We start from the raw sequence: 12,675 nt of genomic DNA, 5'->3' as shown, positions 1-12,675 counted from the left end.
TCCCGCAAAGAGGCCGTGGTCAGAGCCCAGCCGACGATTTTAGGACTTCAAACGGATGGCGCCGTGCGGATTGTACTTGAAATCGTCTTCTTCATAGTCGTCGATGGGCAGCAATACGGCACCGCGACGGGCCAGGACCACCTCCACGCCTTCGGCGAAGACCTCGTCGGCGACCTCATCGATGATCGCGCTCAACGCTCGTTCATCGTCCGACAGGCTCCGCGGCACGAAAACCTCGGGTATCCCGACCAGATGGAAGCCGACGCTAAAGAGGAAATCACCGTCGCTCAACGGCCGCTTGCTGAAGGTGAGACGGCAGAGACGCGCCGAAGCGACACCTTCTGCGTGATTGTCCGCTTCGCGACCAAGCTGCTTCCAACGGGCGAGCCCGTGCGCAACACCGGCACTTTCCCCCTTGGCGGCGACCGCGCCGTTGCCGAGGGTATGGACAACCAGCCGGAGCGCCTTTGCCGACGTCTCCACCGCGTTTTCAGCGGTCATCGGAGGACCAGGAACATAAATCACGCAACCATGCTCGCGCACAGCCTCTTCGTCCTCGTCGGTCCATGCTTTTGGATGCACACGATCCCAACACACATCGAATGACGCGGGCATACGATCGTCAGGCGCATCCTGCGAGAACATCTCGTCGACCTCAAAGCCCGGAGCAAATCCGTCGATTGCCGACTGGATCACGCGGCGAAGTTCGACAAAACGTCCTGGTTGCCCCAAGAAGCAGAGCACATGGCGCGGCTGAATTTCGGAAAAACGCATCGCTCCCCCTCGACGGCACATGTCTGCTCAAGACGCGAGCGGCCGCTTAAGGAGTGCTTTTGGCAGACTGATTCTGTCAACGGACCCCGGACGGGGAGCGCGCGAACGCGCTCCCCAGAGGTCAATCACGGTCAAGCACCCGCGCGCAGCGGATGATTGAAGCGTTCGACAAAGACGTCGATCGAGCCGCGACCGAAGTCGCGAAGCTGGCGCCTGGTCAGGACAGACATGACCCGCGCCGCAGTCGACACGGTCATTTCGTCGAGCGGCCCCTCACCGCTCCAAGGCTTGTTCAGCCGATCCGTCACGATGCCGATGAGGTTCGCCGGCATGATGTCGGTGCAGGGTTTCATCCAGTCGAAGACTTCGCTGATGGCAATGCGCTTGCCTTCGAACGCAACGACCGGTTCGGGCATGTTCGCCCCCCAGTCGTCATAGGCCTCCAGAGCATCGCGAAACAGATTCTGCAGCGTGATGGAGGCGTGCCCTTCATGTAGAGCAGGCAGGAAATTCGTCATTTGTGTCTCCTTCAGTGGATAAGGCCGGGAAACGCGAATGGCCAATTCTGTCAGCATGTATGTGTGCTCATGCCGGGTGGCCGTTACTCTGTCGGCCACGCGACTGGTTAAACTGCAGGCGATGACGCAATGCGCAAGTCGGGCGATGGTTCCCTGAGCCGCAGTCGATTTTGGCAGGATGTTTGCGTGCCAATACGCCGCACGCCTCGGCCAAGGTGGTGTCCCGTGGCCGTCCCCCTTGCGCGATCTTACCGATCCATTCTCGAAGGTAAACCCACGCCCGATGGTGCCGGGCTGTTACTGCTCGCATGTCGAGAGCCCCTGTCCTTTGCTCCACCATGCGCGGTAGAATCACATCTGCTATTCCAGCAATATCGATTCGGTCGGGCGCGAATGACACGAGAGGCGGGGGCTTTATGAAAATGCTGTTTCGCATCGACGCCTTGAGGCGGCTGTTGTGGCCCGCTCTTTCCTGCACGACGATGCTGGCGGCGGGAGGCTGCGCACGCGGGCCCTTCGCGCCTTCGGTCGTGGTGTTCGGATCGTATTTCCCGGCCTGGCTGCTGTGTGCGGCTCTGGGCATCATCACAACCGTTGTCGCAAGACTGGTCCTGGTTCACGCCGGCATCGACGAACACCTGCCCGTTCCGCTTCTCGTCTATCTCTCGCTCGCCCTTACCAGCAGCATTGCCTGTTGGTTCCTGGCGTTCGGAGGAACGCCGCATTGAGTTATGGCGATCTTTTTCGACGCACGCTGGCCCGCCTTCTGGCACCGGTCGTGATCGCGAGCGCGGTCGTGGCGGTATATTTCGCTTTCTGGCAGGTCGACCGCAGCCCTCGCACCGACGTCGCAGAAGTCGATGCCCCGACAGTGGCGATCGCTGCCAGCGTGCCTGGCAAGGTGATCAGCGTCGATGTGCACAACAATGCCAGCGTGAAGAAGGGTGACGTGCTTTTTCGGCTCGATCCGGAGCCCTATCGGCTGCGGCTGGAACAAGCGCGCGCAGAGCTCAGGGCCGCGCAATCCGAGGTGGCGCAGGGCGAGCGCAATCTGGACCTCGAGCGGGCCAATGCCGATGTGGCGGACCGCCAGATCGCGCGCGCTCGCAACAATGCCCGGCTTGCCCGACAGACACAGGAGCGGCTGGAGCCGCTCTTGCCGAAACGGTTCGTCACGGAACAGCAGGTCGCCGAGGCGCGAACGGCGGCGGCGGATGCCGAGGTCAGCCTCGCCCAGGCGCTGCAATCGGCCCATGGCGCCAACCGGGTCGTCGGCACGCTCGATACGCGCAAGGCACAGGCCGACGTTGCCCGCGCCACCGTTGCGCTTGCGGAACGGGATCTGGAGAATACCGTCGTCAGGGCACCTTTCGACGGCAAAATCGTCGGCCTGCGGATGGTGGTCGGCAAAGTCGTCGTCCCCGCAGAAACCCTGTTCACGCTGATCGACACCGCCGAGTGGGAGATCGTCGCCTTCTTTCGCGAGACGGAACTAAAGGCGATCGGCGTCGGCAGCAGGGCCGATGTGTTCGTGATGGCCGATCCCGAGCGCCGGATCTCCGGCACCGTCGTGGGCGTCGGCTGGGGGGTGCGCTCGGAGGAGTCCGCAACGATCCTCGGCATTCCCATCGTTTCCAATTCGCTGAACTGGGTGAAGGTCGCGAAACGTTTCCCAGTACATGTGCGACTTGAGGGCCCGCCCGAGGACCTGATGCGTGTCGGCGCCTCGGCCGTAGTCACCATTGGCCCCACGCGGAACGACGCCGATGCTGGTCAAGCCGCGAAGTAGCGTGAGCTACGTCTCCATTCTTCGGGACGAGTTGCTGCCCTATCCCGGGCGTCTGGATCGTTCGCTGCGCATGGCGTTCGTCTGCATGCTCGTGGTTGTCACCGCGATGGCGCTTGAAGTCCCGGAAGCGGCGATTTCCTGCTACCTCGTCTTTTTCGCCTCGAGGGCCGATGCCGGCTCCGGCATTGTGACCGCTGCCGGCCTTCTCGTCGGCGCATCGCTCGGCATTCTCATCGGCATCCTCTGCCTGACGGTCGTGGCCGACGAACCGGCGCTGCGCATGGCGCTGGTGGTCTTTTTCACCTTCGGCGGCATGTACCTGACGCAAGCGAGCAGGGCCGGGCCACCGATCGGCACCGTCGCGATGGTGTTTGCCTTCGTCATGACGCTTTACGACATCGTGCCGATCCCCGAATTGCTGATCCGCGGTCTCGGCTGGATGTGGGTCGTCGTGTTCTTCCCGATGATCTATCTGATCGGGCTCAATGTCGTGGCCGGCCACAGCCCCGCAAGGCTGCTGCGGTCGGCACTTGCCGAACGGCTCGATGCGGCCGCCTGTCTCTTGTCCAAGAGAAGCGAGGCGACCGAGCGGCGCGCAGCCAAGCTGCTCGCCGAGGGCAATGGCGAACTTGGGAAATATCTTGGTTTCTCCAGGCTTTTGGCATTGATGAACGGGCGCGAGACCCAACGAATGGCTGCGTTGATCGCTCCGACCTATGAGCTTCTGACATTTGCGCTTGCCGACGCCATTGGCGCACAGAGGCAAGAAGCGGATGGCTCGGCAAGTTCTGCGCTTCTTCGCCGCGTGGCGGGATCGATCCGCCAGGGGCAGCCCTCTGGTCCGGCCTTGCTCCATTCGGCCGAGCTGCGGGCGCTCGGGGCCAGCGACCCCGTCGTGGCGCGCCTGGTAAGGACGATCGTCGCGATCCTCTCGGGAAAAGCGGAACCCGTAGCCCCGCCCGCCGCGCAGGCGCGTGGCTTCTTTCTGCCCGACGCCTTTACCAACCCCGCCTACACGCAGTTCGCGCTGAAGGCGCTGCTGGCCGTGATGATAACCTACATCACCTATACCGCACTCGACTGGTTTGCGATCCACACGGCGATGATCACCTGCTTCATGGTGGCTCTCGGGACAACGGGCGAAACGATGCACAAGCTGGCGCTGCGCATCGTCGGCTGTCTGCTCGGAGGCGCTGTCGCGGTCGGCTCGACGGTCTGGCTCGTGCCACATATGACCGATATCGGTCAGCTCGCCTTGCTTGTCGGTGCTGTCAGCCTCGTTGCCGCCTGGATCTCGACCGGATCCGAGCGCATTTCCTACATGGGCTGGCAGATGGCGCTGTGCTTCTTCCTTGTCGTGCTGCACGGTTTCGGGCCAAGCCTCGACCTGGCCGAAGCCAAAGAGCGCATCATCGGCATCGTGTTCGGCAATGTCGTTGTCTCCGCCGTCTTCTCGACGATCTGGCCGGTCAGCATCGGCGCGGCCGTTCGAGAAAGACTTTCCTCGGCCGCCTCGACACTTGCGGATCTGCTGAAGGGAGGCCGCGAGGTTGCTGCCCCCTATGCCGATCTCGTGAGCGGGCTCGCCGAGGCTCTGCGGCAGAGCGAGATGCTGCGCTTCGAGCCGTCAAGCGTCCGGCGGCATGAAATCGATGCACCAACAACAGAGCATATTGTCGACGGTCTGCAGACGCTTGCAGCGTCGATCATCATGTTGCGCGAACACGACCGGACATTCGGTCTGTTGCATGGCGCGCCACGGCCGCTGAAGTCCGCAGCGCTCTCTTTTGAGAACGCCGTCAGGCAGTGGCTGACGAAACAGGCCGACGAGATGAAAACGGAGGGCCGACGAAGAAACGAGAACCTGTCTGCCGCCCTCCGACAGTCGAAGACACGGATCGCGCGCGTGCAGCGTCGGAGCGAATATACCAGAGGTTTTCCCCGACGAATTCGCGATGAGCTGACCTGGAGGCTTGAACTGTACGAGAAGATCGAGACTGTGATCAGGCAGATGGAACGTGAGGTGTCCTGGGGTGAGACGGCAGGCGTCAGCGATAGGCATTCCAGCGGGGCCAAGCGGCCCGCGCGGACGCTTGCTGCGCGCAGCCCGTAGCCTTCTCCTCGTCGGCGCGCTCTGCGTACCCGTTGCCTGCACATCGTCCGCCCTCGACGACCTTGCCCCGCCAAGTGCCGACAAGCCGGCCGCCACGGGCGGGAACACGACCGCGCCGACGTCGACCACGGGCAAGCCGGACTTTGCGCTTGCTCCCGATCCTGCGATCCCGATCACGATTGCCACGCCGACGATCGATCCGAAGCACGCTTACACCTTGCCGGAATTGATCGACATCGCGCAGTTGACAAACCCGGTCACGCGGGCCGCCTGGCAGCGCGCACGTCAAGCGGCAATCGCCGTCGGCATTGCAGAAGCGGTCTATCTTCCGATCCTGACCGCGGACGTGCTTGCCGGCGTCGAGCAGACGTCGGCGACCGCGCCCGGCATACCCGGCCCGATTCCGGTCTCTCCGGGGACGCTAACCACGACCGGCGCACAGTTCATCCCGTCTCTGACGGTGAAATGGCTGCTGCTCGATTTCGGCGGCCGGGACGCCGGCCGCGAGGCTGCAACCCAACTGTCACACGCGGCGAATGTCACCTTTAATGGCACACACCAGAAACTGATCTTCGACGTTTCCAACGCCTATTTCATCCTGACGGCAGCGCGGGTTCAGCTGAAGATCGCCCGCCAGACGCTGCAGAATGCCGAACTGGTGCAGGAGGCTGCCAAGGCCCGCATGGGCCGCGGGCTCGCGACGTCGATCGAGACTGCACAGGCCAATCAGCAGGTGGCGCAGGCGCGCTTCAACCTCACGCAATCGCAAGGACACGAGCGCAGCGCCTACATGACACTGCTGGAAGCCGTCGGCGTATCGCCCACGCTCGACATCCGTATTGCCGACGGCAGCGATCGCGCCCTTCCGAAAGCCGTGCCGCAGGACCTCGACCGGCTGATCGCAACATCGCTTCAGCGCCGTCCGGATGTGCAGGCGGCGTTCGCCCGGCTGCAGGCCGACCGCAACGGCATCGCTGCCGCACGGGCCGAGTTCATGCCGAAGGTGGCGCTGGTCGGAAACGTCAACCGCAACATCGGCTCGCTCAGTGTCGACGATTCACGCTTCGATCTGCGCTCGACGATCCGGGTAAACCAGCCGAATGCCAACCTGATGATCGGGCTCAGCGTACCGATCTTCGATGGAGGGCTGCGCGACGCCCGCCTGCAATCGGCGATCGCGCAGGCGGGTGCGGCGGAACAGGAGATGGCCCAATTGCAGAACACCGCCGCCCGCGAGGTGGTCGTTGCCTACGATCTGCTGCGCACAAGTCTTGCAGGGCATGCGGCAGCAAGCGAGCTGACGCGGGCGGCGCAGACCACCTACGATGCCGCGGTCGTGTATTACAAACAGGGCCTCGGCACGATCACGGATGTCAGCATCGCGCAATCCGCGTTGCTGCAGGCCAAGGTCGCCAGAGCCACCGCCTACAGCGATGCGCTCGTTGCTGCGGCAACGCTTGCTTTTGCGACCGGAACGCTCACGAACCGCGACGCCGTCGGCCGCTTCTGATCCTTTTTCTTGAGGGTGGTTCGGTGCGGTGCCTTGTTCCCGCAGCGTGCGGGCCAGCGCCGATACCGCCACAGACGAAGTTGGCTTGGCCCCAGCCAAAGGTTGTGCTCTCCCGCCTCTTTCCACCGCCCGCAACACCTCGATTACGGCGGGGCTTGCCGAACGGGCGTGAAAGCCCACAATTTAAGGGACTGACGAAAATGGCGATGGCGGCGCCACGGGTACGAAATACTCAAATCGATAATTTCTATAGAATATACTATCTTACCCGCTTGCGCCGGATACTTCACTGATATGCACCTCAATGCACAGGGAGCAGTCACATGGGAACGATTTCGCGGCTTTCCGAGAAAACACGGGCCCCGGCACACCGGATCGAAAGCGAAGAAGAAGCGCTGTCGATTGCGCGCGACTTGGCCGCGGAATTCGCGGGCAATGCCAATGAACGAGACACCGATCGCATCCTGCCCTTCGATGAACTCGATACGCTCGCCCAATCCGGCCTGCTCGCGATCACCGTGCCGCCGGAGTATGACGGCATCGACGTGTCGAACGCCGTGCTCGCCGAAATCACCGCGATCCTGTCTGAAGCCGATTCCTCGATCGGCCAGATCCCGCAGAACCATTTCTACATTCTGGAAGCGCTGCGCACGGACGGGACGGAAGAGCAGAAGCAGTTCTTTTTCGGCCGGGCGCTTGCCGGCGATCGCTTTGGCAACGCGCTATCCGAGCGCGGAACGAAAACAGTCGGCGACTACGCAACGCGGTTGACGCCCGAGGGGCCCGGCTTTCGGCTCAACGGACGCAAATTCTATTCCACCGGCGTGCTCTTTGCCGAATGGGTGGTGGTCTTCGCACTCGATCCGAACGAAAGGCTGACCATGGCCTTCGTTCCCAGAGGCGCTGAAGGACTGCAGATCATCGATGACTGGGACGGCTTCGGCCAGCGCACGACCGGCAGCGGCACGACGGTGTTGCAGAACGTCTATGTCACGGCCGACGCGGTGGTGCGCCATCACCGCGGTTTCGAGCGTCCGACGACGATCGGCTCGGTCGGCCAAATCATTCACGCCGGCATCGACCTCGGGATCGCACGGGCGGCCTTCGCCGAAACACTCGACTTTGTCCGCAACCACGCGCGCCCCTGGATGGACAGTGGCGTCGAGAAGGCGGCAGACGACCCGTTGACGATCGCGCGCATCGGTCAACTCGCGATCCGCCTCGAGGCGGCGACCGCCATTGTCGAACGGGCCGGAAAGAAGGTCGATATCGCCCAGGTCAACGGCACCGAGCAGAGTGTGATCGAAGCGACCCTTGCGGTTGCTGCCGCCAAGGTCCTGACGACGGAGATCGCCCTCGACGCGAGCAACACATTGTTCGAACTGGCGGGGACCGCCTCGACCCGGATCGGCCTCAACCTCGACCGGCACTGGCGCAACGCCCGCACCCATACGCTGCACGATCCGGTGCGCTGGAAACATCACGTTGTCGGAAACTACCATCTGAACGGCATCGCGCCGCCGAAGAACGGCGCACTTTGACCCCCGTGCCACCACGCCGGCCGCCTGACGCGTGAACGGCGCTTCGGGCGAGCCGAACTTTGCCCGAAGGAGAGCCAAATGAGCCGCGAAATCCGGCTGAATGCCTTTGACATGAATTGCGTCGGCCACCAGTCGCCGGGACTTTGGACCCATCCGCGCGACCAGTCCTGGCGCTACAAAGATCTCGATTACTGGGTGCATTTGGCCAAGACGCTTGAACGCGGCAAGTTCGACGGCCTGTTCATTGCCGACGTGCTCGGCGTCTACGACGTCTTGAACGGAAACACCGCAGCAGCCCTCCGGCACTCTGCCCAGGTACCGGTCAATGATCCGCTGCAGCTGGTTCCGACCATGGCCTATGAAACCGAGCATCTCGGCTTCGGCCTGACGGCGTCGCTCTCCTTCGAGCATCCCTACACCTTTGCGCGCCGGATCTCGACGCTCGATCACCTGACCAAGGGTCGCATCGGATGGAACATCGTCACCTCCTATCTTAACAGCGGTGCGCTCAACATCGGCCAGTCGCAGCAGACGCGCCATGATGACCGCTACGATCTCGCCGAAGAATATCTCGAGGTCTGTTACAAGCTCTGGGAAGGAAGCTGGGAAGACGGTGCGGTCGTCCGCGATCGTGCGACCGGCATCTTTACCCATCCGGAGAAAGTGCACCCGATCAACCATCACGGCCGGCACTTTACGGTGCCGGGCATTCACCTGAGCGAGCCGTCGCCGCAACGCACCCCGGTGCTCTATCAGGCGGGTGCGTCGAGCCGCGGCAAGGATTTTGCCGGCCAGCATGCCGAGTGCATCTTCGTTGCAGCGCCGTCAAAAACCGTGCTCAAACGCTATGTCGCCAACGTCCGCGAGGCGGCAGAGCGCGCCGGACGAAACCCGCGCGAAATCCTCGCCTTTAATTTGCAGACGGTCATTCTCGGCGAGACCGATGCCGAGGCGAAGAAGAAGTTCGACGAGTACCGCAAGCACGTCTCCTATGAAGGCGCGTTGACGCTGATCTCCGGCTGGACAGGCATCGACTTCGGTCAGTTCGCGCCCGACGAACCGCTGCGGCACCGCCACACAAACGCTGTGCAATCGGCGGTCGAGACCTTCACGACGATTGACCCGGACCGGCTGTGGACCGTGCGCGAAATGGCCGACTGGGTAGGCATCGGCGGCTTCGGCCCCGTCTTTGTCGGCTCGCCGTCGACGGTCGCCGATCTGTTGCAGGAATGGGTCGAGGACACCGATGTCGACGGCTTCAACCTCGCCTATGCGGTGACGCCCGAGACCTTCGAGGACGCGGTCGACTTGCTGGTTCCGGAACTGCAGAAGCGTGGCGTCTACAAGACCGATTATCGCCAGGGCACGCTCAGGGAAAAACTCTTCGGCGCCGGACCAAGGCTTGCAGCACCCCATCCGGGAGCCGGCTATCGCGACCTCGTCGCACAACGACAAGCAATCGCAGCTTCCGCTTAAAGCGAAAATGTCAAAGAAACGCCGCCGGGACCAGGTCCAGGCGGCGTTTCCTTGGGAGGCGGCGCAATTGCGCCTGCGGGTTGTGGTTCAGCTATAAAGGCTTACCGGCGGGATCCGCCCATTCAATGTGAAATCACCCACCTCGCGCGCCTTGTAGGCGACCGGATCGTGCAGCGTGTGGGTGCGGACATTGCGCCAATAGCGGTCAAAGCGATGCTGCCCTGCAGTGGCACGTGCGCCCATCAGTTCAAAGACCTTCGTCGTCACATCGAGCGCGACATGGGTCGCGTTCACCTTGGCGGCATAAGCCTCGATTGCCGCTTCTCCACGCGTCGCAGCCGTCACCGACCGCCCCTGCGAGAGGGCAGCCTCGACGGCAGCCGCAGCGACATCGGCAAGCGCGACCGACGCTTTCAACGAAGCCCGAAGCTCGCCGATACGTTCGAGAATGTAGGGATCCTCGCCGGCGCGTTCCACGCCGGACGTAATCCAAGGTCTCGTCGTGCTGTGGACATAGTCGAGCGCCGCGGCAAGCGCGCCTTCGGCGGTGCCGAGGTAGAAATTGACGAAGACGAGCTGGATCAGCGGCGTGTTGAAGGTCGCCTGGACCGGTGGCGGATCGGAGGGATCGGCGAGCGGCAGGATGAAATCGCGCTCATAGACGGGGAAATCATGGAACTCGACGCTGCCGCTGTCTGACAGCCGCTGTCCGATATTGTCCCAGTCATCATTGGCGATGTAGCCCGGTCGATCCGTCGGCACCACGAAGCTCGCGATCCTGCCCTCGACCGTGGCATTGGCGTTGATGCGGTCGGAGACATGGGCGCCTGTCGAAAACGTCTTGCGGCCGTTGAGCACATAGTGGCCGCCCCGTCGTTCCAGCGTCAGGCCTGGATCGCGCGGGTTGACCGCAGCGCCCCAATAGAGCTGACGCTCGACGGTTTCGGCCCCCAGCACCCAGGCTTGCTTCGGGTCGGCGGCGGCCCAATAGACATACTGGCTGTTGACATAGTGATAGCCGAGCAGTTGGCCGATCGAGCTTTCGCCCCGCGCGATGATGCGCACGAGCCGCAGCCCGTCGACCCAGCTCAAGCCCGCGCCGCCGACCTCCGGCGAATGCAGCGCAGTCAGAAGACCCGCCTGCCGCAGCGCCTCGATCTCTTCGCGCGGCGGCGCGCCTATGCGATCGAGCGCAGCACCACGCCTGGCAAGATCGTCAGACAGCGCCTCGGCGCGCGCAAACAAGTCCCGCCGCCTTTCGTCATGTTCGGTATTGGCCGGCGCCGGCTCTCTGAGAAAATGTACGTTGCTCATCCGCCTCTCCATTGGTCGAGGCAGGATAATGCACTTATTCTATAGACAATGACAGCAATGAAGTTCCGCGATGAGGCAATCGACAGAAATGTCCATCCCCGTGCCCGTTTCCATCCGTTGTCTCAGCCGGCCTCTGCGTCGCGCAACGCCACGATCTCGGACGCGTTGTCATTGGCCGCGAACTGCTCGAGCGTCATGTTGTCGAGGATCGAGGCGATCGCATCGCGCACGTCACTCATCGACTTGCGCACATGACAGTTGACCGGGTCGGCGCAATCGTCGCAGGCCTCGAAGGCGGTGCGGCTGGCGCAGCGGATCGGCGCCAACGGCCCGTCCAGCGTCCGGATCACCTGGCCGATCCTTATGTCGGAGGCTGGCCGCGACAAGGAATAGCCGCCGCCCGGCCCCTTCTTCGAGCGCAGGATGCCAGCATTGCGCAATTCGAGAAGGATCGCGTCCAGAAACTTCTTCGGAATATTGTTCCGCGTGGCGATCTCGGTGATGAAGGCGGTCTCTCCTGGCCCCAGTTGAGCCAGGTCGACAAGGGCCTTGAGCCCGTATTTTCCCTTTTTGGTCAACATTTCACTTCGCTTTCCTGAACAACGAAGGCCGCCACAAGTCCGCTCCCCGCGGCATTCACCGGAGGTAACGGGTTGTGGCGGCCGCACTCTTTCGCTTAGGATGTCCTACACCCAAACTGCACCATTCTCAAGAAATTACGTCAGTTACTGCATAGATTTAGTGATTTTAGTTGGCGCTTTTATGGCGCAGCGAGATTTTCGCTGGTCACAGGCGACATTTGCTGCCGATCAGGGCGCCCGTATCCGCCAGACAAGCGGACGAAAGCGCCAGCCTTCCTGGCGATGGCCCGCGCCACAATCCCGTCGCGGTGCGCTTAAACCGTAAGGTGCCGGCGGGCCTCGGGCGTATCCAGCGTTTCGGGCGCACCCTCGTGGACCACGGCGCCACGATCCATGATGTAGACATGGTCGGCGAGCTCCCGGCAGAAGTCGAGATACTGCTCGACCAGCAGGATCGCCATGCCGGTCGAATCCCGGAGGTAACGGATCGCCCGGCCGATGTCCTTGATGATCGAGGGCTGGATGCCCTCCGTCGGCTCGTCGAGCACCAGGATCTTCGGGCGCGTGACCAGCGCCCGGCCGATCGCCAGTTGCTGCTGCTGGCCTCCGGAGAGGTCGCCGCCGCGCCGGCCAAGCATGGAACGCAGAACCGGGAACAGATTGAAGACATCCTCCGGTATAGAGCGATCACCACGCTTCAGCGGCGCGTAGCCGGTTTCGAGGTTCTCCCTGACCGTTAGCAGCGGGAAGATTTCACGGCCTTGCGGGACGTAACCGATGCCTTCTTTTGCCCGACGGTAGGGTGCCATGCCGGCGAGTGCGACGCCGTTGAAGCCGATCATGCCGGCGCTGACGGCATGCTGGCCGGTGATTGCTCTTAGCAGGCTCGACTTGCCGACACCGTTGCGTCCGAGGACGCAGGTAATCTTGCCCATCGGCGCCGTAATCGACACGTTGCGCAGCGCCTGCGCGGCACCGTAGTGGAGATTGACGTTTTCGACGCTCAGCATGCTGCGCCCTCCTTCGACGTTTCCGGATCACCTGTCGTCCCCTTGCAAC

The 12,675-nt window shown here is 62.8% G+C and carries 11 protein-coding genes; 6 read left to right on the top strand and 5 right to left on the bottom strand.

The genetic code is table 11. The annotated features are described in order from the left end of the window. Nucleotides 1–39 precede the first annotated feature (39 nt). Together BBX50_RS02220 and BBX50_RS02215 are read right to left on the bottom strand one after the other, a co-directional pair. Nucleotides 40–774 (bottom strand): type II toxin-antitoxin system Phd/YefM family antitoxin, encoded by a 735-nt coding sequence (locus BBX50_RS02220; protein ID WP_244513256.1) that lies wholly within the window; start codon nucleotides 772–774, stop codon nucleotides 40–42. Nucleotides 775–905: 131 nt separating this feature from the next. Beyond that, complete coding sequence (locus tag BBX50_RS02215; RefSeq protein WP_065773689.1) at nucleotides 906–1,292, bottom strand: hypothetical protein; 387 nt, start codon at nucleotides 1,290–1,292, stop codon at nucleotides 906–908. A 416-nt stretch (nucleotides 1,293–1,708) separates the two neighbouring features. On the opposite strand from BBX50_RS02215, the gene BBX50_RS02210 reads away from it, so the two are divergent. From BBX50_RS02210 to BBX50_RS02185, 6 genes are all read left to right on the top strand, one after another. Then, nucleotides 1,709–2,020, top strand: a complete 312-nt coding sequence (locus BBX50_RS02210; protein ID WP_083213507.1) for a YtcA family lipoprotein — start codon at nucleotides 1,709–1,711, stop codon at nucleotides 2,018–2,020. Then, complete coding sequence (mdtN, locus tag BBX50_RS02205) at nucleotides 2,017–3,081, top strand: multidrug transporter subunit MdtN (protein WP_065773688.1); 1,065 nt, start codon at nucleotides 2,017–2,019, stop codon at nucleotides 3,079–3,081. The genes BBX50_RS02210 and mdtN overlap by 4 nt, the downstream gene beginning before the upstream one ends. Further along, nucleotides 3,059–5,194, top strand: a complete 2,136-nt coding sequence (locus BBX50_RS02200) for an FUSC family protein (RefSeq protein ID WP_065773687.1) — start codon at nucleotides 3,059–3,061, stop codon at nucleotides 5,192–5,194. The genes mdtN and BBX50_RS02200 overlap by 23 nt, the downstream gene beginning before the upstream one ends. Continuing rightward, complete coding sequence (locus tag BBX50_RS02195) at nucleotides 5,175–6,704, top strand: TolC family protein (RefSeq protein ID WP_161490897.1); 1,530 nt, start codon at nucleotides 5,175–5,177, stop codon at nucleotides 6,702–6,704. Before BBX50_RS02200 ends, BBX50_RS02195 begins: the two co-directional genes overlap by 20 nt. A 323-nt stretch (nucleotides 6,705–7,027) precedes the next feature. Further along, on the top strand, nucleotides 7,028–8,245 hold the full coding sequence (locus BBX50_RS02190; protein ID WP_065773686.1) for an SfnB family sulfur acquisition oxidoreductase: 1,218 nt from the start codon (nucleotides 7,028–7,030) through the stop codon (nucleotides 8,243–8,245). 78 nt (nucleotides 8,246–8,323) lie between these two features. Continuing rightward, nucleotides 8,324–9,721, top strand: a complete 1,398-nt coding sequence (locus BBX50_RS02185) for an LLM class flavin-dependent oxidoreductase (RefSeq protein WP_065773685.1) — start codon at nucleotides 8,324–8,326, stop codon at nucleotides 9,719–9,721. An 87-nt stretch (nucleotides 9,722–9,808) separates the two neighbouring features. On the opposite strand, the gene BBX50_RS02180 is transcribed toward BBX50_RS02185, so the two are convergent. The 3 genes from BBX50_RS02180 to urtE form a co-directional block, all read right to left on the bottom strand. Next, nucleotides 9,809–11,035: an acyl-CoA dehydrogenase family protein gene (locus BBX50_RS02180; RefSeq protein WP_065773684.1), complete on the bottom strand. Its 1,227-nt coding sequence runs from the start codon at nucleotides 11,033–11,035 to the stop codon at nucleotides 9,809–9,811. A gap of 122 nt (nucleotides 11,036–11,157) precedes the next feature. Continuing rightward, nucleotides 11,158–11,616 (bottom strand): Rrf2 family transcriptional regulator, encoded by a 459-nt coding sequence (locus BBX50_RS02175; RefSeq protein ID WP_065773683.1) that lies wholly within the window; start codon nucleotides 11,614–11,616, stop codon nucleotides 11,158–11,160. A gap of 314 nt (nucleotides 11,617–11,930) precedes the next feature. Next, nucleotides 11,931–12,626: an urea ABC transporter ATP-binding subunit UrtE gene (gene urtE, locus BBX50_RS02170; protein WP_065773682.1), complete on the bottom strand. Its 696-nt coding sequence runs from the start codon at nucleotides 12,624–12,626 to the stop codon at nucleotides 11,931–11,933. Between the last annotated feature and the right edge of the window lie 49 nt (nucleotides 12,627–12,675).

It is taken from the genome of Ensifer sp. LC11 (assembly GCF_001695835.1).
Lineage (GTDB): Bacteria > Pseudomonadota > Alphaproteobacteria > Rhizobiales > Rhizobiaceae > Ensifer.
This window is presented reverse-complemented; position numbering and strand designations above follow the sequence as displayed.